At 55.8% G+C, this 24,507-nt stretch carries 23 protein-coding genes and 1 riboswitch; of the genes, 6 read left to right on the top strand and 17 right to left on the bottom strand.

Annotated features, from left to right (window positions below; all coding sequences use genetic code 11):
* Positions 1-43: 43 nt before the first annotated feature.
* Positions 44-1,138 carry a 4-hydroxyphenylpyruvate dioxygenase gene (gene hppD / locus GSQ62_RS18765; RefSeq protein WP_161890923.1) on the bottom strand — a complete coding sequence of 365 codons (1,095 nt, stop codon included), beginning with the start codon at positions 1,136-1,138 and terminating at the stop codon, positions 44-46.
* Positions 1,139-1,283: 145 nt separating this feature from the next.
* On the opposite strand from hppD, the gene GSQ62_RS18770 reads away from it, so the two are divergent.
* A complete protein-coding gene (locus GSQ62_RS18770) occupies positions 1,284-1,682 on the top strand; it encodes a hypothetical protein (protein WP_161890924.1) in 399 nt (132 codons plus the stop codon).
* Positions 1,683-1,917: 235 nt separating this feature from the next.
* Positions 1,918-2,286, top strand: coding sequence for a methylglyoxal synthase (locus GSQ62_RS18775; RefSeq protein ID WP_237586822.1), 369 nt, complete (start codon positions 1,918-1,920; stop codon positions 2,284-2,286).
* A gap of 91 nt (positions 2,287-2,377) precedes the next feature.
* On the opposite strand, the gene trpS is transcribed toward GSQ62_RS18775, so the two are convergent.
* The 4 genes from trpS to GSQ62_RS18795 all read right to left on the bottom strand — a co-directional run bounded on the left by trpS (position 2,378) and on the right by GSQ62_RS18795 (position 6,145).
* Complete coding sequence (trpS, locus tag GSQ62_RS18780; RefSeq protein WP_161890925.1) at positions 2,378-3,352, bottom strand: tryptophan--tRNA ligase; 975 nt, start codon at positions 3,350-3,352, stop codon at positions 2,378-2,380.
* Positions 3,353-3,430: 78 nt separating this feature from the next.
* Positions 3,431-3,970, bottom strand: coding sequence for a copper resistance protein NlpE (locus GSQ62_RS18785; RefSeq protein ID WP_161890926.1), 540 nt, complete (start codon positions 3,968-3,970; stop codon positions 3,431-3,433).
* Between the two features lie 398 nt (positions 3,971-4,368).
* Entirely contained in the window at positions 4,369-5,277 is a 909-nt protein-coding gene (locus GSQ62_RS18790; RefSeq protein WP_161890927.1) for an EamA family transporter, read from the bottom strand.
* Between the two features lie 76 nt (positions 5,278-5,353).
* Positions 5,354-6,145 (bottom strand): queuosine precursor transporter, encoded by a 792-nt coding sequence (locus GSQ62_RS18795; RefSeq protein ID WP_161890928.1) that lies wholly within the window; start codon positions 6,143-6,145, stop codon positions 5,354-5,356.
* A 582-nt stretch (positions 6,146-6,727) separates the two neighbouring features.
* Between GSQ62_RS18795 and GSQ62_RS18800 the strand changes: the two genes are divergently transcribed.
* Complete coding sequence (locus GSQ62_RS18800) at positions 6,728-7,126, top strand: hypothetical protein (RefSeq protein ID WP_237586823.1); 399 nt, start codon at positions 6,728-6,730, stop codon at positions 7,124-7,126.
* Here the strand turns inward: GSQ62_RS18800 and GSQ62_RS18805 are convergent.
* Genes GSQ62_RS18805 through GSQ62_RS18815 form a run of 3 tightly spaced genes read right to left on the bottom strand, consistent with a single transcriptional unit; the run spans position 7,116 to position 9,427 of the window.
* Positions 7,116-8,033 carry a ribonuclease Z gene (locus GSQ62_RS18805; RefSeq protein WP_161890930.1) on the bottom strand — a complete coding sequence of 306 codons (918 nt, stop codon included), beginning with the start codon at positions 8,031-8,033 and terminating at the stop codon, positions 7,116-7,118. The genes GSQ62_RS18800 and GSQ62_RS18805 overlap by 11 nt on opposite strands.
* 14 nt (positions 8,034-8,047) lie before the next feature.
* Positions 8,048-8,425 carry an STAS domain-containing protein gene (locus tag GSQ62_RS18810; protein ID WP_115567158.1) on the bottom strand — a complete coding sequence of 126 codons (378 nt, stop codon included), beginning with the start codon at positions 8,423-8,425 and terminating at the stop codon, positions 8,048-8,050.
* Positions 8,426-8,470: 45 nt separating this feature from the next.
* Positions 8,471-9,427 (bottom strand): phosphoribosylaminoimidazolesuccinocarboxamide synthase, encoded by a 957-nt coding sequence (locus GSQ62_RS18815; protein ID WP_161890931.1) that lies wholly within the window; start codon positions 9,425-9,427, stop codon positions 8,471-8,473.
* 395 nt (positions 9,428-9,822) lie between these two features.
* Positions 9,823-9,930, top strand: a riboswitch (SAM riboswitch).
* A gap of 267 nt (positions 9,931-10,197) precedes the next feature.
* On the opposite strand from GSQ62_RS18815, the gene GSQ62_RS18820 reads away from it, so the two are divergent.
* From GSQ62_RS18820 to GSQ62_RS18830, 3 genes are all read left to right on the top strand, one after another.
* Positions 10,198-11,523, top strand: coding sequence for an O-acetylhomoserine aminocarboxypropyltransferase/cysteine synthase family protein (locus GSQ62_RS18820; RefSeq protein WP_161890932.1), 1,326 nt, complete (start codon positions 10,198-10,200; stop codon positions 11,521-11,523).
* A gap of 14 nt (positions 11,524-11,537) precedes the next feature.
* Positions 11,538-12,599, top strand: a complete 1,062-nt coding sequence (gene metX / locus GSQ62_RS18825) for a homoserine O-acetyltransferase MetX (protein WP_161890933.1) — start codon at positions 11,538-11,540, stop codon at positions 12,597-12,599.
* A gap of 421 nt (positions 12,600-13,020) precedes the next feature.
* Positions 13,021-13,695, top strand: coding sequence for a hypothetical protein (locus GSQ62_RS18830; protein WP_161890934.1), 675 nt, complete (start codon positions 13,021-13,023; stop codon positions 13,693-13,695).
* 155 nt (positions 13,696-13,850) lie between these two features.
* Here GSQ62_RS18830 and lysA read toward each other — a convergent pair whose 3' ends face one another.
* The 9 genes from lysA to GSQ62_RS18875 form a co-directional block, all read right to left on the bottom strand.
* Positions 13,851-14,996 (bottom strand): diaminopimelate decarboxylase, encoded by a 1,146-nt coding sequence (gene lysA, locus GSQ62_RS18835; RefSeq protein WP_161890935.1) that lies wholly within the window; start codon positions 14,994-14,996, stop codon positions 13,851-13,853.
* On the bottom strand, positions 14,989-16,320 hold the full coding sequence (locus GSQ62_RS18840; protein WP_161890936.1) for an aspartate kinase: 1,332 nt from the start codon (positions 16,318-16,320) through the stop codon (positions 14,989-14,991). Before GSQ62_RS18840 ends, lysA begins: the two co-directional genes overlap by 8 nt.
* Positions 16,321-16,486: 166 nt before the next feature.
* Positions 16,487-17,689: a beta-ketoacyl synthase N-terminal-like domain-containing protein gene (locus tag GSQ62_RS18845; RefSeq protein WP_161890937.1), complete on the bottom strand. Its 1,203-nt coding sequence runs from the start codon at positions 17,687-17,689 to the stop codon at positions 16,487-16,489.
* Positions 17,690-17,778: 89 nt separating this feature from the next.
* The gene (bioA, locus tag GSQ62_RS18850; RefSeq protein ID WP_161890938.1) at positions 17,779-19,095 is read right to left on the bottom strand and encodes an adenosylmethionine--8-amino-7-oxononanoate transaminase; all 1,317 of its coding nucleotides are present in this window, start codon (positions 19,093-19,095) and stop codon (positions 17,779-17,781) included.
* 57 nt (positions 19,096-19,152) lie between these two features.
* Positions 19,153-19,767, bottom strand: coding sequence for a dethiobiotin synthase (gene bioD / locus GSQ62_RS18855; RefSeq protein WP_161890939.1), 615 nt, complete (start codon positions 19,765-19,767; stop codon positions 19,153-19,155).
* The gene (locus tag GSQ62_RS18860) at positions 19,764-20,900 is read right to left on the bottom strand and encodes an aminotransferase class I/II-fold pyridoxal phosphate-dependent enzyme (RefSeq protein ID WP_161890940.1); all 1,137 of its coding nucleotides are present in this window, start codon (positions 20,898-20,900) and stop codon (positions 19,764-19,766) included. Before GSQ62_RS18860 ends, bioD begins: the two co-directional genes overlap by 4 nt.
* 76 nt (positions 20,901-20,976) lie before the next feature.
* Positions 20,977-21,975: a biotin synthase BioB gene (bioB, locus tag GSQ62_RS18865; RefSeq protein WP_161890941.1), complete on the bottom strand. Its 999-nt coding sequence runs from the start codon at positions 21,973-21,975 to the stop codon at positions 20,977-20,979.
* A gap of 258 nt (positions 21,976-22,233) precedes the next feature.
* Positions 22,234-22,860 carry an HAD family hydrolase gene (locus tag GSQ62_RS18870; RefSeq protein WP_161890942.1) on the bottom strand — a complete coding sequence of 209 codons (627 nt, stop codon included), beginning with the start codon at positions 22,858-22,860 and terminating at the stop codon, positions 22,234-22,236.
* A 175-nt stretch (positions 22,861-23,035) separates the two neighbouring features.
* Complete coding sequence (locus GSQ62_RS18875; protein ID WP_161890943.1) at positions 23,036-24,349, bottom strand: toxin-antitoxin system YwqK family antitoxin; 1,314 nt, start codon at positions 24,347-24,349, stop codon at positions 23,036-23,038.
* Positions 24,350-24,507: the final 158 nt, after the last annotated feature.

A 24,507-nucleotide genomic window follows, 5' to 3' on the forward strand; every position in this document is an offset into this window, starting at 1 on the left:
GGAATTTAGGCCGGTTTACACGCGCATTTACCTTTTTTTCTGATCAAAGGTTGCCCCGCAGCGCCTGCTCCCGCTCAATGGACTCGAACAGCGCCTTGAAGTTTCCTTTCCCGAACGATTTGGCCCCTTTGCGCTGGATGATCTCGTAAAACACGGTCGGCCTGTCTTCCACGGGCTTGGTGAAAATCTGCAGGAGGTAGCCTTCCTCGTCACGGTCCACCAGAATGTTCTGGGCCTTCAGCGCCTCCATCTCCTCGTCAATCTTGCCCACGCGCTCGAAAAGAGTCTCGTAGTAGGTTTCCGGCACATACAAAAACTCCACGCCCCGGCGGCGCAACTCCGCCACGGTATAGAGGATGTCGTCGGTGGCGATGGCGATGTGCTGCACGCCGGCCCCGCGGTAAAACTCCAGGTACTCGTCTATCTGCGACTTCTTCTTGCCCTTCGCCGGCTCGTTGATCGGGAACTTGACGTAGCCGTTGCCGTTCGACACCACCTTCGACATGAGGGCGGTGTACTCGGTGCTGATGTCCTTGTCATCAAACGTGATCAGCAGGTTAAAGCCCATCACTTTCTCGTAAAACTCCACCCACTCGTTCATCCGCCCCAACTCCACGTTGCCTACGCAGTGGTCCACGTACTTCAGGCCGATAGGCTTTACCTCCAGTTCGGATGTTTTGGCTATATAGCCGGGCATGAAGGGGCCGCTGTAGTTGCTGCGCTCCACAAAGGTATGGATGGTTTCGCCGTAGGTGTGGATGGCCGACAGCTTTACCTCGCCGTGCTCGTCCCGCAGGGTTTTGGGTTCCATGGCTGGTCTGGCGCCGCGCGCTACCGTGTCACGGAAAGATTTCTCGGCATCATCCACCCACAGCGCCAGTACCTTCACGCCGTCGCCGTGCTGCAGCACATGCCGCGAGATGTCGGAAGCAGGGTCGAGGGAGGTGGTGAGCACCAGCCGGATTTTGCCCTGCTCCAGCACATAGGAGGCGCGGTCGCGCAGGCCGGTTTCGGGCCCGGCATAGGCCACTAACCTGAAGCCGAAGGCGGTCTGGTAGAAGTGGGCGGCCTGCTTGGCGTTGCCCACGTAAAACTCGATATGGTCGGTGCCGTTCAGGGGCAGAAGGTCTGTTTCCATAGCTATAGCGGGTTTGCTGGCGTACTTCAGATGTAAAAATACAGTTTTTCAGAACTTATCAAAACGGGATCGCGGGGCCAAATAATAAAACGTATTATTTGCAATTGCTACGGCATGTTGTCAACTTTGTAAAAAACACTACCTCATGAACGTAAAGGCACTTAATGATTCCATCGTTGCCATCCTGGCGAAGAAGCAGCAACTCAACTCTCTGGACTACAACGATGCGCGTTATGATGACATAGAAGAGGAACTGCACGACCTGGAGGACGATTTCAACGAGGAGTACGGCGACTACCTGGAGGATGTGCTGGAGGACGTACACGGCAAGCTGAAATCGGATGCCGACATCCTGCTGCCCACCGCGTACCTGGCCAGCACCCTGGACCCGGAGGCCGACCTGGAGCAGGACGAGAAAGAAGGCGTGTGGGTGGAGTCTGATTCCTTCCCGGGCGTGGAGATGCGCGTTGTGATTGTGGCCAACCCGCCGCGCGTGCTGCTGATACTGGCCGACCAGGAGCGGGTGCTCTGGACGGCAGAGTAAGCTTGAATATATATATAAACAGTGCTGCCCATATATAACCCATATATACGGAAGCCCTTTTTTAGCCGCACCCGTCGCTGCCATCTATAGCTGCGGCGGGTGCGGCAATTTTTTTGCGCGGGCCGCTGCAGATTAAGTTTTTATGAACCAGTATATATGTTCGGGCATATTATGCTAATTTAGCAGGAGGCTTTCAGGAAGTCTCCGATGCATTCGCACATCATAACCTAAAACTATGACCATGACAACTATTGCGTTAGTTGCGCATAACAACAAAAAAACAGACCTGCTGAACTGGGTGAAGGAAAACCATAAGGCGCTGGAGGGGCATAATCTCATCGGCACCACCAACACCTCCCGGCTCATCAACGACCTGCTGGACCTGAACGTGCAGCCTTTCGGCCACGGCCCGGCAGGGGGCGACATCCTGCTGGCGGCGCGCATCCTGCAGGGAGAGGTACACAAAATCATCTTCTTCATAGATGTCGAAACGCCGCACGGGCACGAGCACGACATCCAGACGCTGATCCGCACGGCAGTGCTCAACAATATTCCCATTGCGCTGAACCGCGCCTCCGCCGACCTGATTGTGCTGGAGCGGTAAATATTGAACAGGCTTATATGTGGCTTAGGCTAACAACAGCGGCGGCAACTGCACATGCAGTTGCCGCCGCTGTGTTTATATATGACCTGCCTTAGTACCCTATTTTCTGTCGCACGCGCTGCAAGACGGGACCACCGATGGCCTTGGCTTTTTCGGCGCCCTCCAGCAGCTTCTTGTCTATCTCCGGCAGGTTGTTCATATAGTAGCTGAACAGCTCGCGCTCTTTGGCGTACTTGCGGATAATCAATTCGTAGAGGGCCTGCTTGGCGTGGCCGTAGCCGTAGCCGCCCGCCATATAGTTGCCGCGCATGATCTCAATCTCTTCCGGCGAGGCCAGCAGGCTGTAGAGTTTGAACACGGTGTCATTCTCCGTTTCCTTCGGCTCCTCCAGCGGGGTGCTGTCCGTCACGATGCTCATGATGGTTTTGCGCAGCGGCTTGTCGGCCTCAAAAATATCGATGATGTTGCCGTACGACTTGCTCATCTTTTCCCCGTTGATGCCCGGCACCGTCATCACCGTCTCGTCCACGCGTGCCTCCGGCAGCACGAAGGTTTCGCCGTAGGCGTGGTTAAAGGCGCTGGCGATGTCGCGCGTGATCTCCAGGTGCTGTACCTGGTCTTTGCCTACCGGCACAAAATTGGCCTCATACAGCAGGATGTCGGCGGCCATCAGCACCGGATAGGTGAACAGCCCCGCGTTTACCTCGGAAAGCCCCCTTCTGGATGACTTGTCCTTGAACGAGTGTGCGTTAGCCAGCATCGGGAAGGGAGCGAAGCAGTTGAGGTACCACGTCAGTTCTGTCACCATCGGCACGTCCGACTGGCGGTAGAAGATGTGCTTGTCTGTGTCGAATCCGAAGGCCAGCCACGCCGCGGCCACGGAGTAGGTGTTGTGCCGCAGCACCTGCGCATCGCGCACAGTGGTTAAAGAGTGCATATCGGCAATGAAGTACAGGGAGGCCTCCTCAGAGGCCTTGGACAGCTCCACAGCAGGGACGATGGCCCCCAGCAAATTGCCCAGGTGCGGGCGCCCCGTGCTCTGGATTCCGGTAAGATAGCGTGCCATAGTCTGGATAATAGTTTCGGCTGCAAAGTAACGCAAAATGCCGGAAACACGCCCACCAAACCTGCCCCAATTCTGCTATCAGCGCTGGCGCTTCTTGAGCGAGTAGTTGTGCTTGCTCTTAATCTCTTGCTGCTGCCGGTCAAGCAGCTTTATCTCGGAGTCGCTCACCTGCAGGAAGTACAGCAGTTCCATGTTGTCTTCCGCCGGGATGAGCTGCAGCACGACCGCATCCGGGTTCTGCTTGTTGCCCTTGGCCAGAAACCACCTGCCCGAATTCGTCACCACATTCTTGCTGGCTGGCTTTCCGAGGTATGTCTGCTTCATGGTGAAGGAGCCGCTGGTGCTTCTCTCGCCGCTTTTTAATGTCAACTCGGTGTTGATGCCCTGGCAATCGGCGCAGGGGACGGTGCCCACAAAGGTTCCGGCAGGCGCAGCCATGGCCGCCTTTGGGGCCGCTGCCTTCGCACCCGCCTTTGCTTTGGCTGCTTTGCCAGTTTTAGCGGGAGCTTTTCTTTCTTTGGCTGCTGCGCGCCACGCTTCGTAGCTCGACTGTGCCTGTGCCTGCTGCAGGCCGAAAGTTATTGAGAATAGGATGAGTAAGGCGAGAATCGTTTTCATATAGAGGTTTTTTATCTGATTAAACCATGCCGGGATATATACCGGCTTTATCTGCCACGCAAGACGCTGCATCTGACAAACATAGAGACTGGCTGCAATCTTTCTTGTAGTGAAAGAGGTGCGGTTCGCCTGTTATTTAACTAAAGTTTGTTGTGATTTATTGTGCTATATATCCTGCGGAGAGACGTCTGCCCGCCTTGCCAGGATAGAGCAGAGGTGTAGCATACGCGCGGGTGGCGGTGGCATTTTGCTTGCTGGATGTGTATGGTTTGGGAGGAGTGGGAGAGATGTACCGGGAAGCGCGGCACCGTGAACAGGTGCGGCTGTTACCGCTGCGGGCAATTACCGGACGCTGTCAATGTATACTTTTCCGGTCGGAACGGCGGCCATAAACGTAGTCAGGCGGACATGGCTTTTTTGCGGCGGCTCTGGCGAAGCGAGTTGATGTTGGACAGGGCGATGGCCCCGACAATGAGCGCCACGCCCAGCCACTGCACCGCCCATACCTCCTCGTGTAGCACCACGCTCGACATCAGCACGGCCACGGGTAGCTCTGCGGCACTCAGGATGGCACTCAGGCCCAGGCCCGCCTTTGGAGTGCCATATGCGTAAAACAGCGGCGGTATGATGGTACCAAAGAGCGACAGCACAAGCCCCCATTTGAAGAGTCCATCCGCCAGAGCCCCGTTCACCAGAAACTCAGGCGGGAAAACAGTAAAAATAAGCAGACAGGCGCCGGTCAGTATCAGCGCACTCTTGGTGGTGGGGTGCATGTCATTTCCGGCCTTGCCGTTCACCATAAGGAATATGGAATAGAAGAAACCGGCCAGCAAGCCATATATGATTCCCATCAAATCAAAGTCGGGGATGCTGCCGGAAAACAGGCGCCCTGCCATGGCCGTGCCCAGCAGCACCAGCGCCACGGTGCCCACCTGCAGCAGCGGCGGGAATCTGCGGCTGGCGATAGCCTCCAGCGCCAGGCTCATCCACGTGAACTGCATCAGCAGCAGGATGGCGATTGAAGCCGGCACTGCCTGCACGCATTTGTAGTAGAAAATGCTCACCAGCCCCGAGCTGGTGCCCATGGCTACCAGTTTAAGCTTTCCCCGGAGCGTCGTGCGCTTGCCCGGGCCGCCGAACAGCTGCCGCAACAACACAACCGCCCAGAGCACCACCAGTCCGAAAAACACCTGCGCGCCCGTGACATCGCCTACGGTAAAACCTTCTTCATAGGCCAGTTTTACGAAGGTAGAGAGAATGCCAAAACTGCACGCGCCAAGAAAAACCAGAACGATTCCTCTGATCATTGATTGTCTTTTCTGAATTTGAGTCTAACAAAAGCCTCAGCCATATAGGCGGGGCCTATATGGCTGAGGCTGAAACCTATCCCTCGACACTGGCTTCTTCCACCAGTTGCTCCGCCTCCTGCTCCCCCAGGTACTTGTCTATCAGGTAATGCGCCAGGTACAGGAGCGGGGTGAGCAGGATGGCGATGCAGAATTTGTATATATAGTTTATCAGGGCCACGGAAAGCACCTGCTGCATGGGCCAGTTGCCGAAGAGGAAGAACGCCACGTACAGCACCACAAAGCTGTCCACTAACTGCGACACCAGGGTGGAGCCTGTGGCGCGGAGCCATATCTTCCGGCTGCCGGTAAAGCGGCGCAGCCAGTGAAAGATGGTGGCGTCGAGGAACTGCGAAAGCAGGAAAGCCGCCACAGAGCCGACGATGATGCCGAGCCCCTGGCGGTACACACTGTTAAAGGCAAAGTTGATGTTGAAAGGGTTACCCTCCGCATCCACGCTGTTCACGTCCAGCCAGAAGGGCGCGGGCGGCAGGCCCGTCACGATGCTGATCACCAGGAAGGCATATAGGATAAGGAACACCGTCAGCACGCTCACCTTCTTTACCCCGGCCTTGCCAAAGTAATCGTTGATGATGTCGGTGGTGATGAACACGACAGGCCATATAATCACACCGGCCGTTAGGTTAAAATCCAGCCGGGCGCCTCCCAGCACGGGTATCTGCGCGCCCGGCAGCCCGAGCAGCGCCTCCCCCGAGAATATCTTCACCCCAATCAGCTCGGCCAGCAGGGCATTGGCGACAAAGATGCCGCTGAGCACCAGAAACAAGGTAGTGCGTTTCTTATGTAAAGCAGATGTTGGGTGTGGCATAATTTTATGAGATGCAGCCGGATTTCCGGTAATCCGGGCGGGCTAAAATTAAGCATAAATCACCAAAAAGGTTTGATGATACGGCCCGTGGCAAATTGTATGCAGGCAAATGCTGGTGCTGCCCCCTCTGATCGCAACTGCAGCTATATATCGGATGGCAATTCAAGGATGCGGATTGTCTTAGGCAAAGCCTGCATCACCTTTCCTATCAGGCGCTCAAATTTCTCTTGTATTAGCCTGGCACAGGTACATTGTATATAGAATATGCGGGCAGCGCACCGGTACAGTTGCCTGTACACTTTCAGGCAGGCGTTCTGCGTCAGGGATCTATTCTCTTCTTTGGGCAGTTCCGCATCAGGGTTTCCAAAAGCTCTTATCTCAGCGCCCAGTTTGCCGCTGCTGAACCTGTTCTGGTTCCATGAGATCCGGTGCCATATATGGCTCTTTGAAGCATGTCGCCCCAGAAAATTACGGAAATCTGTAACGTCTCCTGAAAAACAGCATCTAACAAGAGAAAATTAACCAATCTAAATAAGGAGGATTGATATGGATGCTACAACTGAAAACCACGCACTTCACAGTGTGAGGGAAATTTTAAGGCTCACGTACGGGGTTGTGCCTGTTGTAGCGGGCTTAGACAAGTTCACGCACCTGCTCACCGACTGGGACAGGTACCTGGCGCCCGCCGTTGCCGACATGCTGCCCTTTGAGCCCCACACCTTTATGCTGATCGTGGGGGCGATCGAGATCATCGCCGGGATTATTGTGTTTGTGTGGCCGCGGATAGGAGGCTATATCGTGGCGGTGTGGCTGGCGGGCATTGCCGTCAACCTGCTCATCAGCGGACAATACCTGGATGTGGCAGTACGGGACCTGGTGATGGCCATCGGTGCATTTTCGCTGGCGAAGGTATCGGAGGCCGGCACGCCCTACCACAGCGTGGATATAAACCCGGCACACAGGCACACAGCTACGCTATAATACCGAAAATGCTCCCTTCCGTCGCCAGATCGGTGCGGGGGAACACCTCCCGCGCCTCAGCCAACAGGGGCGTCAGGTCTTTGTAGCGCACCGAGAAGTGGCCGATGAGCAGGTGGCGCACCCCGGCGGCGGCGGCGAGTTCGGCGGCCTGCCGGGCCGTGCTGTGGAAGGTATATGTGGCCCGCTCCCGGAGGTCGTCGGCGAAGGTAGCCTCGTGGTAGAGCAGGTCTACCTGGTGGAGGTAGGGGAGCAGCGCGGGCTTATAGCGGCTGTCGGAGCAGTAGGCGTAGCTGCGGCTGCGTTTCGGCTCCATGGTCACGTCCTTGTTATAAACCAGTATATGGCCGAGGTCGTCGGCAATGTCCTCGCCCCACTTCAGGCGCACGAGCTGTGGCGGCGTGAGGAAGGACGGCAGTTTCTCCTTGATGAGCGGGCGCGACTTCTGCTTCTCCCGGAAGAGGAAGCCACAGCAGGGCACGCGGTGCTCCATGGGCAGGGTGTGTACCGTCAGCTGTTTGTTCTCGAAAATCTTTTTGTGCGCGGTCGTCTCCAGCTCATGGAAAACTAGCGGGAAGCAGAGGTTGGTGCCGGCGTATTTGAACTGCAGGGTTAAAATCTCGGAAAGGCCGGGAGGGCCGAAGAGGTGCAGGGGCGTGTGGCGGCCCTGCAGATGCATGGTGGAGAGCAAGCCGGGCAGGCCGAAGTAGTGGTCGCCATGGAGGTGGCTGATATAAATATTGCAGATGCGCTGATGCTTTATCTTGTATTGCATCAGCTGCATCTGCGTTCCTTCACCGCAATCTATCAAATGGTACTGGTTGTCAATGGATAGAACCTGCGCGGTATGGTGTCTGTTTGCCGAGGGTGTGGCCGACGAACTGCCCAGTATCCTGAGTTCGAAATCCACAGCGGGCGGCTTCCTTAGTCTTCTTTGTTGGTCAGGTCCTGCTCAATCTCATGCAGAAACACGCGGTCAATGGCCTCTTCTACCGTTGGCAGGATATTCAGCACAGACTCCAGCTTTGATATTGTGATCAGCTTCATCACATGGTCCTGCAGGCCGGTCAGAATCAGCAGCCCGCTGGAGGAGTTGCACAGGCGGTTGGCGATCAGAATGGAGCTCAGGCCTGAAGAATCGGTGTATTTTACGTTGCTCAGGTCAAGAATCAGGTTGGTGATCCCTTCGGCATTCAACTTCACGAACTCAGACTTCAAATCCGGCGCAATGGAAGTGTCCAGCTTCTTCTCGTCAATCGTGATAATTGTATAGTTTTCCTTCTTATCAATCGTATACTTCATAGATCTACCAGTAAACATTTAGATGCGAATGTACCAAAAAGTACTTTAATATTCTCTATTTTCGGTGCTAAAATTATTGTTTCGAATGTGCTCCTCTATCCGGTTAAGCACGTTTTCGTAGCTGCTTTTCACAAACTTCCGGCCTGTGAAAACCTCATACAGCTCGATGTAGCGCTCTGAGATACCAGCCACGATGGCATCCGTCATTTCCGGCACCGTCTGGCCCTCCTGGCCCTGAAAGCCGTTCTCGATCAGCCACTGCCGCACAAACTCTTTCGACAGCTGCCTTTGCGGCTCCCCCTTCTCCTGCCGTTCCTCGTAGCCTTCGCTGTAGAAGTAACGGGAGGAGTCGGGGGTATGGATTTCGTCGATCAGGTAAATTTTACCGTCATGGCTGCCAAACTCGTATTTTGTATCAACCAGAATCAGTCCGTGCTGTGCTGCAAGTTCCGTGCCGCGGGCATATAACGCTCGCGTATATTGCTCTAAGATACTATATTCCTGCTCCGATACAAGTCCTTTGGCCATAATCTCATCCCGCGTAATATCCTCATCGTGTCCTTCACCGGCTTTGGTGGTGGGCGTCAGGATGGGCGCGGGCAGCTTGTCGTTCTCGCGCAGGCCCTCGGGCAGCGCCACGCCGCATATGCTTCGCCTGCCAGCCCTGTACTCGCGCCAGGCATGCCCTGCCAGGTAGCCCCTGATGACCATCTCCACTTTGTAGGGCTCACACCTGTAGCCAACCGTCACGTTCGGGTCCGGCGTCGAGAGCACCCAATTGGGCACAATATCGGAAGTGGCTCTCAGGTTCAGGCTGGCTATCTGGTTCAGCACCTGCCCCTTGTAAGGGATGGCGCGCGGCAGCACCACATCAAACGCCGAGATGCGGTCGGTTGCTACAATAGCCAGCTTGTCATCGAAAAAGTAGACGTCGCGAACTTTACCCCTGTAAAAGCCGGTTTGACCGGCAAACGAGAAATTGGTTTCTTTAATGGCCTCCATTTAGTCGGTGTCGTAGTAGACGGGCAAAGTTAACTATATTTTGGAGGCCTGGAAATATTTCAGAGTCTTGTTGCGGGGCAGGATGTGGCAAGGGGGATATGGGTTCCGTTTCATGTTGGATTATACTGTGGCCGGATGCATCAGGTTTTATACTATAGAAGCTATCATTAGTATTAATGCAAGTAGCTTGAGGTATGTGCCTATATATGTTGCAACACCTTTAATAGCCGCAGCTGAACCCCGGGGTTCAGCTGCGGCCCCGGCAACGAAAGCGGCAGAAGGCCCTACGACGAGAAAGAAAGTGCAGCAGATACAAAAAACGCTGTTTTTATTTGGATTTGCTTTTTTCGCGCTTTATCATTGTAACATCAAGTCAAGCATCCCTTCGGGAATTTGATTTATAAAGAAGAGTGGAGAGACAGGCTCTGGGAAACTCTAGCAACCTAACTACCGAAGTTAAGGTGCTAATTCCTGATTCCGGAACACCCGGAAGGATATAAATTGATACGAACATGAATAAGGGGACCAAGCCTACACAGCACAGTTTATTTTTTTCGCCAGCGGAAACACCGGCACGAAGCACTGGCTTTGCTTCTGCCGGTGCCGCCATGATACGCACGCCCCTGTGCGGCATGTGGTGTTGTTGCATCTGCTGACAAGCCGGGCAACTGCCGCCTCCCTCCGTCACCCGCTGGCTTTGGCCCGCCATCCATGAGCTTTGGCGAAAACCGCTTTCTAAACCAACATTCAAATCCATAAACTGAACAGCCATGTCAAAAACACTGCACTTCGAAACTTTACAAATACACGCCGGCCAGGAAGTTGACCCAACCACGCAGTCACGCGCCGTGCCGATTTACCAGACCACTTCTTACGCTTTCAAAAACGCGGAGCACGGGGCCAACCTGTTCGCCCTCAAAGAATTCGGCAATATCTATACCCGCATCATGAACCCCACAACGGATGTGTTTGAGAAGCGCATGGCGGCCCTGGAGGGGGGCGTGGCAGCAGTGGCGGTGGCTTCCGGCATGGCGGCCCAGTTCCTCGCGCTCACTAACATACTGGCGGCCGGGGATAATTTTATCACCAACAGCTACCTGTATGGCGGCACCTACAACCAGTTCAAGGTGTCCTTCAAGCGGCTGGGCATCGAGGCCCGCTTCGCCGCAACTGACAAGGCCGAGGACTATGAGAAGTTGATTGACGAAAACACCAAGGCCATCTATACCGAAACGATTGGCAACCCGCGCTTCAACGTTCCGGATTTTGAGGCGCTGGCGGCGCTGGCGAAGAAGCACGGCCTTCCGCTGGTGGTGGACAACACCTTTGGCGCGGGCGGCTACCTTTTCCGCCCGATTGAGCATGGCGCGAACGTGGTGGTGGAGGCCGCTACAAAATGGATTGGCGGCCACGGCACTAGCATCGGTGGCGTGATTGTGGATGGGGGCAACTTTAACTGGGGCAACGGCAAGTTTCCGCAGTTTTCGGAGCCTTCTGAGGGCTACCACGGCCTGAATTTCTGGGAGGTGTTCGGGGCAGACGGCCCCTTCGGCAACATTGCCTTTGCTATCCGCGCCCGTGTAGAGGGCCTACGCGATTTCGGCCCGGCGCTCAGTCCGTTCAATTCCTTCCTGCTGCTGCAGGGCCTGGAGACACTCTCGCTGCGCGTGGAAAGAACCGTAGAGAACGCCATGGAACTGGCCAGATGGCTGGAGCAGCACGAGCAGGTGGAGGCAGTGAACTACCCCGGCCTGGAGCGCAGCGAGTACCACCAACTGGCGAAGAAATACCTGAAGCGCGGTTTCGGCGGGGTGCTGTCTTTCACGCTGAAAGGAGAGAAGCAGCAGGCGGAGACTTTTGTGAACAGCCTCGAACTGGTGAGCCACCTGGCCAACGTAGGCGATGCGAAGACGCTGATCATTCACCCGGCCTCCACCACACACCAGCAACTTTCGGACGCCGAGCAACTGAACGCAGGGGTGGAGCCCACGCAACTGCGCGTATCTCTCGGCATTGAGCACATCGACGACATCAAGGCAGATTTTGAGCAGGCCTTTTCCAGGGTGCGTGAGTCGCAGCCAAAGGCGGCATTATAATTCAATTCGCAAGCATGCCATCACATCACGTTTTTCATTATAACGATACCTTCAGGCTGGAGACCGGCGCGGCGCTGCCTGGTTTCCAGCTTGCCTATACCACCTACGGCACCCTGAACGAGCAGCGCGACAACGTGGTGTGGGTGTGCCACGCCCTCACGGGCAGCTCCGACTTCACCGACTGGTGGTGCGACCTGTTTGGCGAAGGGAAGCTGTATGACCCGCGGGAGTGGTTTGTGGTATGCGCGAACGCACTGGGTGGCTGCTACGGCTCTACCGGCCCGCTCAGCCTGAACCCCCAGACGCAGCGACCCTACTACCATGCCTTTCCGCAGGTGACGAACCGGGACGTGGTGGCTGCCTTTGACTTGCTGCGGCTGGAGATGGGGCTGGCGCGGGTGCATACCCTGATTGGCGGTTCGCTGGGCGGGCAGCAGGCCCTGGAGTGGACGCTGCTGCAGCCGGGCGTGTTCGAGCGACTGGTGCATGTGGCCTCCAACGCACGCCACTCGCCCTGGGGAATCGCCTTCAACGAGAGCCAGCGCATGGCCATCCGGCAGGACCCCAGCTGGGCCACCGACACGGAGGCTGCAGGCAGGGAGGGGCTCAAAACGGCGCGGGCCATTGCCATGCTTTCTTACAGGCACTACGACACCTACGCCGCCACCCAGCAGGAAAAGGACGAAAGCGCCCTGGACAATTTCAGGGCTGCCAGTTACCAGGTGTACCAGGGCGAGAAGCTGGCGAATCGGTTTAATGCCTATACATATTTTCTACTCTCCAAAGCCATGGACTCGCACGACGTGGGCCGTGGGAGGGGAGGGCTGGAGAAGGCGCTCGCGCAGCTGAAGACCCGCTGCCTCTTTGTGGGGGTGGACACGGACATCCTCTTTCCGGTGGAGGAGCAGCGCTTCCTGCACGAACATGTGGGCGGCTCCTCTTTTTACCTCATCCGCTCCAACTACGGGCATGACGGCTTTCTGGTGGAGTTTCCGCAGCTAAAGGAGGCGGTGACGCAATTTTACCGGCAAGATGAAAAAGTAGCGGCAGTAGGTTATGCGCGGCAGGAGCACTAAAGGCATTGGTTATCTGGGCATTGCCTGATTTCATATATCAGCCACTCAGCCCATATATGATTAGAGCAGGCGAAGCTACATTTGCGCGTGAATAGCCTGATGGGCCATCAAATTTGGCATGAGCGAATGAGCGTCTTTTGCGGGATGGCGTAATTGGCACAAGCAGCAGTAGATTGAGCGCCTATGCCTGCTCTTCTATAGGTTGAGGAGGGGGTTAACGTCTCTCTTGCAGCAGTTAACAGAGATATATTGACCAGGTTCATACATGCCAGTTTATACCTTGATTATTTCCTGTTCTGCACAGCCTTTTAAAGAATAGGACAATTGCAATATCAAGAATCCATTTAGTTTGATATTTTGTAGCTGAAAAGCTTTTTTGACCGTACATATAAGCAGATTGATGGCGCTTATCTGTACGGACATGAAAAAAAATCTAACGCTCTACTTCACCTGCTTTCTGTTTCTTTTTGCATTCTCATCCTGCAGGCAGGATGGGCCTGCCCCCATACGCAATGTAAAGGCCGGGCCTAAGCTATTAAGAGCACAGGCAGGAAGCTCATTTACAAATTACGCTTACATTTCCAACCAAAAGCAAAAGAGCCTTGGCAGCGTGTACACGAAGCAGGTGCTGGTGGCCTTTGCAAGCGGCCTGTCAGCCGAGCAGGAGCAGGCTATACTGGCACAGTATGGCTTTGTGAAGGAGGCAGCAGCAGAACAGGTGGCCATGAGTTCCGGGCAGTTGCACCGCGTGGCGCTTGCAGACGGGTTAAACCCAGGCCAGGTAGAAGTGGCTTTGCAGGAACTGGCAGGCAACCCTCAAATCACTTATGCCGCCCCTTTTTTCATGAACGGCGATGAGCTGCTTGGCTTAACGAATGAGGCCCTGGTTACAGTGGAGGCAGGAGGGAAGGAGCACTTACAGGAACTGGCGAAGCAATTCAATGCGGAGGTGCTGCCGTCTAACGGCAGCAATTTATATATAGTAAAGCTAGACGACAACTCACAGGGCAATGCACTTGCTTTCGTAAACTACCTGCAGGGCAAAAAGGGAATTGTGCAGGCAGAGCCTGATTTTGTCGTGTCGCTGAGCCGGTAGTTAAAGCAGTATGGCCAGCGGCACAAGCCCCAGGTATAAATGGCCATGAGTTGCACCCGGAGTATTCGGAGCATTAATGGAGTTAATCCTATATAAACAGGCAGCCCCGGCACTCAGGTGTCGGGGCTGCCTGTTTATATAGGTCCGCACGCTTCTTAGGGCATATATATGGCCTTCGCTTTGTCGCGCAGGTTGTAGGCCGAAGACATCACCTCGCCGTAGGCACCTGCGGTCCGGATGGCAATCAAATCACCTCTCTTGGTTTCCGGCAGCAGCACGGCTTTCCCGAAGCAGTCAGACGATTCGCAGATAGGGCCCACCACATCGTAGCGCACCTCGCCTCTGCCGCTGCTCAGGTTCTCTATCTTGTGGTAAGACTGGTACAGCGCGGGGCGGATCAGCTCGGTCATGCCGGCATCCAGGATGGCGAAGTTCGTGTTCTGCCCGTTTTTGATATATAACACCTTGGAGATGAGCGTGCCACACTGCGCCACCAGCGCGCGGCCCAGTTCGAAATGCACTTCCTGCCCAGGCCTTACTTCCAGGAACTGGTCGAACAGCCCGAAATAAGCCTCAAAGTCAGGCACAGGCTGCTGCTCCGGGTGGTAGTAATCCACACCCAGGCCGCCGCCCACGTTGATGTGCTGCAGGCTCACGTTGCGTGAGGCAAACCACTCCTGAAACTCATTCACCCGCGTACACAGGTTCCGGAACACCGAGAGGTCCGTGATCTGGGAGCCGATATGGAAGTGGATGCCGATGAGGTTTATATGCTCCAGTTGCTGCAACTGTGCCAGCACCTGCTCCAGTTCCCAGGCGTTTATGCCGAACTTGTTCTCCTCCAGGCCGGTCGTGATATACTTGTGCGTGTTGGCGTTCACGTTCGGGTTGATGCGCAGCGCAATGCGGGCTATTTTCCCCTTTTTCCCAGCCAGCTCGTTCAGCACCTCCAGCTCGTGGCCCGACTCGCAGTTGAAGCAGAAAATGTCCTGGTCCAGTGCATAGTTTATCTCGTCGTCCGATTTCCCCACCCCCGCAAATACCACCTGCTCCGGCGCGAAGCCGTTCACGATAGCGGCTTTTATCTCGTTTCCGCTCACGCAGTCGGCCCCGAAGCCATGGCGGCGCATCTCGTCCAGCACGGGTTCGTTGGCGTTTGCCTTCAGGGCATAATGCACATAGAAGTTATACTTGCCGGCTTCCTGCTTTGCGGCCTGCAGCGTCTGGCGCAGCAGGTTTAGGTCGTAGGCATAGAAAGGAGTGGGATGCTGTTGCAACTCCTCCAGGTTCAGGTTAAGCATTTGATGTGTTCCTGTCAAAAATTCCCTCGTTCAGTTTTGTGAGCGCCTCCACTTTTTTGCTGGTGTCTATCAGCACGCTGATGTTGCTTCTGCTTCCGCCGAAAGAGATCATGCGGAGCGGAATGTCCTTCAGCGACTCGAATATCTTCAGGCTGGAGCCACTGTTTTTGGCGATGAAGTCGCCCACCACACACACGATCGTCTGCTCGCGGTCTACCTCCACCTGGCCGAATTTTTCCAGCTCCGCCACGATCTCCTGCAACGCTTTGTCGTTATCGATGGTCAGCGACACGGCCACCTCGGAGGTGGTGATCATGTCGATGGGCGTTTTGTAGCGCTCAAACACCTCAAACACGCTGCGCAGGAAACCATAGGCCAGCAGCATGCGGCCCGACTTTATCTTGATGGCCGTGATGCCGTCTTTCGCTGCCACCGCTTTGATGCTGCCGCCGATCCGCTCTGCGGAGATGGTGGTGCCTTTGGCTTCAGGGGCCATCGTGTTGAGCAGCCGAACAGGAATGTTCTTCTGCTTGGCGGGCGTCACGCTGCTCGGGTGCAGGATTTTGGCGCCGAAGTAAGCCAGCTCCGCCGCCTCGTCAAAGGAAAGCTGCGCAATCGGGTGCGTGTTTTTTACGATACGCGGGTCGTTGTTGTGCATCCCGTCAATGTCGGTCCATATCAGGATTTCGTCGGCGTCGGCGGCGGCGCCTATCAGCGAGGCGGAGTAGTCGGAGCCACCCCGCTTCAGATTGTCGATCTCCCCAAACGCGTTGCGGCATATATACCCCTGGGTGATGAACAGCTTCGCCTCCGGGTATTTTGCCAGTTCCACCTGCAGTTGCTTCGCTATATAGGCAGCGTCCGGCTCCTCGTTCTCATCAATCTTCATGAAGTTGAGCGCAGGCAGCAACACCGAGGGGATGCCGTTCTCCTCGAGGAAGAACTGGAACAGCGCCGTGGAAAGCAGCTCGCCCTGCGCCAGCACCGCCCGCTCCTCGTGTACCGTGAACAGGTCCTGGGTGAAGGCGCGGAGGTAGTCGAAGTGGTTTGTCAGCAGGTCGTTGGCCTGTTTCTTTTTCTCGGAGGAGGTGTAGAGTTCCTCCACCACCTGTTTATATTTATCGTGCAGCGCATCAATCAGCGCATTCGCTTCAGCGTTCTTGTTCTGGTACAGCGTTTCAGCAATCTGCACCAAGGCATTTGTGGTGCCCGACATGGCAGACAGCACCACAATCTTTGGCTCATCGCCCTGGATGAGCGAGGCGACCGACCTCATTCTCTCAGCGGATCCCACGGAGGTGCCGCCGAACTTCAGGATTCTCATTTATTTAATTCAAAAATGAATGTTAGTTACGCCGCAAAAATAGCAAAAAACTACGCATAACGTTATGTTTCTCCAAACTAAAGTCGTTAATGAGTACTGCCAGACGCCAGCTCTTAAATTTCCTATGAACGCCATTGAAATTCCTCTGGTTCAGACACGCTTTCCATTACCCGTGGCACCTTATGATAACACTTGCCGCATTGCCCCCAAAACCGGCGGCATTCACCATAATGCGCGTTATACGAGCAGCGGGCCGCTGCGACAGCAGGTTGGGATAAGGAATGGCCGCGAACTGCTGGTGCTGCAGGATATGGAGGGCGTACTGCAGGCTGAGGGCACCGGATGCACCGAGGGTATGGCCGATCAGCCACTTGTTCGTGGTGATGGCAGGAAGGGTAGGGCCAAAGACAGCTGCGATGGCGGCAAGTTCCGCGCTGTCGCCGGCGCGGGTGCCGGGGGTGTGGGTCATGATGAGGTCTATCCGGCGCTCCTGTTCCGGCAACTGGGCCAGCGCGTGCCGCATCGACTTCTGAAAGTTCAGGCCCTCCGCAGAAATGCCTGTCTTGCTGGTGATTTGCTCAAACCCTAACCCGATGGCTTCCACTATCCTATCTCCCGCCTTTAGCTGTGCCTGCGGCACCTGCTCCAGCGCAAACACAGCGGCTCCTTCGCCTAACACAAAGGTATTTTGCTTCTCCACGGCATATGGCTGGCAAGGGTATGGCTGGCTGGCCAGTTTGGAGTAGATGCCGATGGCCTGCATCTGCGCGATCGTAAAAGGAGTAAGGGGAGCCTCGGTGCCTCCGGCCAGGAAGCGCCGCGCCATGCCCGCCTTCAGCCAGGCGGCGCCGTTGGCGATGGCCATCAGGGCGGTGCTGCAGGTAATGGAGTGGCTGATGTGCGCGCCACCCGCGTTTACAGCATGGGCCACCCAACTTGAGAGGTTGCCCAGTGTGGTGGTGGGAGAGGCGCCGGAGGAGAGCGCCTGCTGCCGGAAAGCCTCGTAGTGGTGCTCAAACAAACCGGTGGCGCCCCGCGAGGAACCAACGTTCACCCCCAGATCATCAGCAAGAGGGCCCTCGTCCTGTAGCCAGCCAGCCTCGGTTGCCGCCTGGCGCGCGGCATATATGGCCAGCAACACCGAACGGTCGAGCTGTTTGTATGGTGCGTTTGATTGGACAAGTTCCTGTAAAGCGGCCTCAGCGGCGGCGGGAAGCGCGGCAACCGGTACCGCCTCGCCGTTGTAAGCAGCGGTAGAGAAGGCAGGTGTGCCTACTCTGTAAGCGGCGGAAGCCGAAGCGGCATCATGGCCCATCGGTGAAATGACGCCAGTTCCCCTGATAACGATATATGATTTTGCTGTATCCAACTTCGCAGCAAAGGTATATGATTCATTGCAGACTATTGTCCCGGATTGGGCGTGAAAGAGCTGCAATCAGGAAAATTCGGGTAGCTGCTTTAATCGTGCAGCATTGTCTGGTCTGGGCGCGGGTAAGGCCTGTCGCCGGAAACGACCTCCTGCATTCCCAGAATGGTTTTATACACCTGGTCGAGCTGCCCGTCGGTGATACAGTAAGGAGGAATGATGTAGATGATGTTGCCGAGCGGCCGCAGGACAACGCCTTGGTCCAGGGCGAAGCTGTAGAGCGTGTCGCGCAGGTCGCTGAAGTAAGAGGTGGTGCTGTCCTGAAACTCCACGGCCAGGATGGTGCCCTGCTGGCGTACCTCTCTTATATATGGCAGGGATTTATTGCGCGCTGCAAAGTCAGCATGCCGGCTGCAGATGCGGCTGATGCTGGCTTGTGTTTCCTCCTGCAGCAGCAGGTCGAGGCTGGCCAACCCGGCGGCGCAGGCCACGGGATTGGCCGTGTAGCTGTGGCCGTGGAAAAGGGTTTTGCTCTTGTCGTCGTGCAGGAAGGCTTCATATATGGCTTCGCTGCAGGAAGTCAAACCCAGGGCCATGGTGCCTCCCGTCAAGCCTTTCGACATACAAACAATATCAGGCCCGTGCTGCACGAAATTAGAGGCGAAATGCCGCCCGGTGCGCCCGAAACCCGTCATCACCTCATCGGCGATGGCCAGGATGTTGTGCTGCCGGCAAATCTGCAGCAGTTTATCCAGCACCTCCGGCGTGTACATGACCATGCCCGCCGTGCCCAGCACCAGCGGCTCATATATAAAAGCGGCCACATCGCCGCCCAAGGCATACGCCTCCAGCTGCTTTACTGTTTCCTCTTCCTTCCCAGAAACGGGTACGTCCACAAACTCCACCTCGAACAGGTAGGGCCAGAAGGGGGCGGTGAAGGTACTGCGCGCGCTCACGGCCATCGCCCCGAAGGTGTCGCCGTGATAGCTGTCGCGGAAGGCGATGACTTTCTTTTTGGGCGTGCCGAGGTTGTTCCAGTACTGGATGGCCATTTTCAGGGCCACTTCCACGGCGGTGGAGCCGTTGTCGGAGTAGAACATGCGGCGCTGGTTCTGGGGCAGAAGCTGCAGCAGGCGCTCGGCCAGCTCCACGGCGGGCGCATGCGTAAACCCGGCAAAAATAACGTGCTCCAGCGTCTGCAACTGCTCGGCCACCTTTCGGACTATATAGGGGTGCGCGTGCCCGTGCAGGTTCACCCACCACGAGGCCACCGCGTCTATATAGGCCCTGCCGTCTTGCGCGTACAGCACAGCGCCCTCTCCGCGCACAATAGGAATAGGCAGGGCCGCCGTCTTCATCTGCGTGTAGGGGTGCCAGATAACGTGCTGGTCGCGTTCGGCAAGGTTCATTCAGGTAATAGGTAAAATTTGAAAGTGTAGATTTTCTCCAAATGGAATTGATTGAGTTTACAAGGCTGATTTGAATTCCTGGGCGTAGGCGGCCACGGCCTCTTTGCAGAAATCGGCTTCCTGCCGGATGGAGGGCAGGCGGCGCAGGCCAGTGTATTTGATGATGAAATCCTCCGACGCCGCATTCTCCTCACCGTTGAAAATGATACCTGCCACCGGCACTTTGCGGTAGCGCAGCACCTCGGCCGTTAAGAGCGTATGATTGATGCTGCCCAGGTAATTCCGCGACACAAGCACCACCTCCAGCCCCAGTTGCTGCACCAGGTCCAGCATCAGGAAGCGCTTGTTCAGGGGCACCATCAGACCACCGGCACCTTCCACAATCAGGTTGTTCTCTGTCTGGGGGAGTTTGATGGCCCGCACGTTCAGTTCAATGCCCTCTGCGGCGGCGGCGCGGTGCGGGGAGGCGGCCATTTTGAGGCGGTACGCTTCCGGGTGGAAGGCTGATTTGGGGTTGGAGACGAGGCTTTTCACCGTGTCGGTGTCCGTGAAATCCAGGGCGCCTGCCTGCACAGGTTTCCAGTAGTCGGCGTGCAGGGCTTCGGTGAGGATGGCGGCGGCAACGGTCTTGCCCACGTCTGTCCCGATGCCGGTAACAAAATAACTTTTCATATTCCTTTGGCTATGGCCTTCGCGAGGCCCTCAATTTCTTCCATCGTATTATATGCGTGCACAATCACGCGCAGGCGTTCCCGGCCTTCCGGCACGGTCGGGGGCAGCACGGGGCGTACGTCAAATCCTTCTTCCTGTAAAAACAAAGCCAGCGCCTTCAGCTTCGCGGTACCGCCCTCCTCCAACATAACTGATAGGATGACACTCCCGTCGGGTGTGCAGCGGACGCCTGCTATATGATTCAGTCGCGCATATAGCCGCTTCGCCAGTGCCTTTGCCTTTTCCCGTTCGGCATGAAGCTGCGGAAGCAGGGCATAGGCGCATTTCAGCGTGACCAGCGCATGCGTTGGCAGCCCGGTGGTATAAATAAAGGCCCGGCTGTAGTTGATCAGGAAGTCGCGGAGCACCTGCGGCCCAACCACGGCGGCGCCGTGCGCTCCCATGGCCTTGCCATAGGTGATGACCTGGGCGAACACCTGCTGCTCCAGCCCCAGCGCCACCGTCAGCCCTTCCCCCTTCTCCCCATATAGCCCCACGGCGTGGGCCTCGTCCACAATTAGGGCTGCCCCTATATCCTGACACAGTTTAACTAACTCCTGCAGCGGAGCCATATCTCCCTCCATCGAGTACACCGATTCCACCACCACATATACCTGCCCAGTGGCAAACTTCAGTTTCTGCCGCAGGTCCTGCACGTTGTTGTGCCGGAAGCCGTAGCTTTTGGCGAAGCTCAGGCGCAGGCCGTCTTTCATGGAGGCGTGGCTGGCCTCGTCGTAAAAAACGGTGTCGCCGCGCTGCGGCAGGGCCGACAGGAGCCCGACATTTGCCATATAGCCGGAGTTGAACAGCAAGGCTGCCTCCCCGAGGTGATATTGGGCTATCGTTTGCTCCAGTTCCTCAAACAGCGGGTGGTTGCCGGACAGGAGCCGGGAGCCGGTTGCGCCCAACGGTAAGTGGCTGTACTTTTGCTCTGCCGCCTTTATATATGCCCGCAGGGTTTCGGAACGGGCCAGCCCAAGGTAGTCGTTCGAGCAGAAGTCGGTGAGCCCGGCGGTGGTATTGAGCTGGCGCAGGTTGCCCTGTGCCGCCCTATCCGCCAGCTTTTGCTGCATTGTATGTAAGACGTTAGACATAGGACGTTAGCTATTAGACCTGCAATTGGTTTTGAAAATTCTTGGAGTCCAGCGTCTTGTGTCTTACCTCTTATATTTAACAAACCGTCTGTGTTTCTTCTTTGAATGATTTGCGCGGCGACAGGCCCAGCAGTTGGAACATGGCCTTGTCCTGGTCGAAATCGGGGTTGGGTGTGGTGAGCAGTTTCTCGCCGGTGAAGATGGAGTTCGCGCCCGCCAGGAAGCAAAGCGCCTGCTCGGTCACGTCCATCTGCTCGCGGCCCGCCGAGAGGCGCACCATCGTCTTCGGCATCAGGATGCGGGCGGTGGCGATCATGCGCACCATCTCCCAAACCGACACACGCGGCTGATTCTCCAGCGGCGTGCCCTTTACCGGCACCAGCGCATTCACCGGCACCGACTCCGGGTGCTGCTCCAGCGTGGAGAGGGTATACAGCATGCCGATGCGGTCTTCGTCCGTCTCTCCCAGGCCAATAATGCCGCCCGAGCAAACAGAGATACCGGCTTTGCGCACATTATTAATAGTGCCTAAACGGTCGTCATAGGTGCGGGTAGTGATGATCTTGTCGTAGTGTTCTTCAGACGTGTCGAGGTTGTGGTTGTAGGCGTACAGGCCGGCTTCTTTCAGGCGCTCTGCCTGGTACTCGTTCACCATGCCCAGCGTGCAGCAAACCTCCAGCCCCATGTCGTTCACGCCCTTCACCATGTCCAGCACCTTGTCGAAGTCGCGGTTGTCGCGCACCTCGCGCCAGGCGGCGCCCATGCAGAAACGGGTGGAGCCGCCTTCTTTCGCCCGCTGGGCAGAGACCAGCACCTGCTCCTGGCTCAGCAGCTTGTGTACCTCCACATCGGTGTGGTAGCGGGCCGCCTGCGGGCAGTAAGCGCAATCCTCGGGGCAGCCGCCTGTTTTAACGGACAGGAGGGTACACACCTGCACCTCGCCGGTGGCCTGGTATTGCTTGTGTACGTTGGCCGCCTCCACTATCAGTTCCAGCACTGGTTTGTAGTATATGGCCTTTATCTCCTCCAGGCTCCAGTCGGTGCGGATGTCAGTTTTCAGTCCGTTTTCGGTCATGCTGCTCGTGTTTAGGTTACGAAGGTAATTTGAAGATTTAGCAATTAAAAATCAAAGGTAGGGGCTGGTTTAGTGGATAATTCCTTAAGTGGCTCTGCAATTGACGCTTTTCTGTGGAAAAAATGGTTTGTGAATTTGTGGAGCCGGTTTACCCGATGGCGTTGAAAAGGCAAGAAAAAGGCCTCCGGTTGGGGAGGCCTGGCTATGCTATATAACAACGCCGCTGGTGCAGGATATGGCGATTGTGTTTCCGGGTTTCTATATATGGAGGTAAGGCGCTAACTCCCGGAAGCTATATATGGTTTTCTGGTCCTCCACTTCGGGCTGTTCGGCGTTGTGGTTGTAAAGCACCGTCTCCACTCCCAATTCCTTCGCCGCTCTTATTTCAGAATGCAGGTCGTCGCCAACCACCAGAACCTCTTCGGGTTGATAGTGGTTGTCGGCAAGTATCTGCCGGAAGATATCTTTTTTAGTTAACTCAGATTTGCTCGGGTCCACCACGAATATGGCTTCAAAGTCTTGGCCGATGCCCAACTGTTCTATTTTACTGTGCTGCAGTTTGGTGAAACCTGTTGTCACCAGGTATTTCCGATGCGGCATGCTCCTCAGCGTTTCATACCCACTGAACGGCTCCATGTTGTCTTCATAGGTCAGATCGGCAAGCAGCGCCAGGCAATCTGATTTCAACTGCTCGCTGAAAGAAAAATCACTGGCGACCACCTGGAACGGCTGGCGCATGATCCGGAACCTGATATCCTCGAAGCTTCCCTGGTATTCCCCGCTTTCCTGAATAAGTGAGAACAGCGACTCAAACAGTTTATCCCCGATCGAGCTCACAGGATAAACCGTGTTGTCCAAGTCTAAGATGATTGCCTTCTTTCTCATAGCCGGGTTTATATGCTTTGTTCTCTCTGGCAGCCTTACTTACTTACAGTTATTCCTGCCAACCACCTGAAATGGCCGGACAACTGAAACAAGCTATATGTTCAAGATACCCCAAGCGGATATATAAATCAAAACAGCAGCTAAACGTGATGCTGTTTATATATAGGACGTAAGCTTATTTCTCTTCTACCACCTCTCCATTCCGGTACACTACGGTCTTCAGCACTTTGCCGGCTTCGTCGTAATATTTCCAGGTGCCGGTCTCCCTGTTGTTCCGGAACTGGCCGGTTGCTTCCACCTTGCCGCTCTCAAAGTACTGCTTGTAGGGCCCGAAGCGGAGGCCGTCTTTGTGGTTGGTCTCCGACTTTAGTTTTCCCGACGGATAATACTCGTAACTCAGCCCGACAATCTTGCCCTTTTCATACTCCTTCTTCTCCTTCACCTGACCGTTTTCGTGGTACAGCAGCCTTTCGCCCGTGAGCAGGTTGGCCTTGTAGGTTTCCGACACTTTGACCTTTTTGCCCGGCGCATCAAAGTACTGCTTCCAGTCGCCGTGCTTCTGCTTGTCCTTCAGTTGCTCCTCGGCCTGCAGGTTGCCGGAAGGGTAGTAGCGGGATGTTTTGCTGTCGTCGCCGTTGTTGCTGGATACCACTTCTTCTTTCAGGGTGCCGTTTTCGTAGTAATACTGCGCCGCGCCGTTGGGAGCGCCGTTTTTGTAGACGATGCTGCTGCGTAGCTGGCCGTTTTCGTAATAGGATTTGGAGGGCCCGTGCATTTTGCCTGCCACAAAGCCGCCTTCCGTGCTCAGTTTCCCGGATTTGAAGTAACTCCGGAACGTGCCGTTCTTTTCCCCGGCCACATTCGCCACCTCCGTTTGCAGCTGCCCGTTGTCGTAATAGGCTTTATGGGAGCCCTCAAGCATGCCGTTCCGGTAGGTAGCGTCCGTTTCGGGGTTGCCGTTGGGATAGTAGGTCTTGGCGGGGCCGTTCTGGTTGCCGTCTTTGTAGGTAATCTCCGACTTCAGCTTTCCGTCGGGGTAGTAGGCCCGCACCAGACCCTCCGGGGAGCCGTTCACAAACGCCGTCTCTGTCCTGACGGTGCCATCAGGGTAGTACGTTTTGAATAGCTTGCTCTGTTTGTCATTCTCGTAGTAGCCCTCCTGCAGCAGGCTGCCGTCCGGCTGGTACGCCTTAAACGGGCCCTGCTTCACATCCATCTCGTATGTCAGCTGCAGTTTCGGGGTGCCGTCCGGGTAAAACTCGGTATATACGCTGTCCTTCTTGCCCTCCACAAACTTCATCAGGGCTTCGCGCTCGCCGGTAGGGTAGTAGCGGTTATAATAGCCGACGATGGCCGAGTCGGGCGTCATATAGTACACTTCCTTCACCTGCGTCCGGGCCTCGTCGTGGTAGGTGGTGACTTTCGCCTGGGCCGAGGCAAGGGTGTGCAGCAGGCACAGCATCGGGAGAAACAGCAACGATTTAAGCATATATAAGTGCGGTAGCGGGTAATTTACGGCAGGGGAGGACTACATCCCCATATTTTATATCGATTATCAGAAACAAGAATCAGGCCCTAAGGATTCAATCAGGCGGATAGGCCCTGGGTTTATATATAAATGTAGCGGCATTGCATCAAAATACCAGT

This window comes from Pontibacter russatus (assembly GCF_009931655.1).
Lineage (GTDB): Bacteria > Bacteroidota > Bacteroidia > Cytophagales > Hymenobacteraceae > Pontibacter > Pontibacter russatus.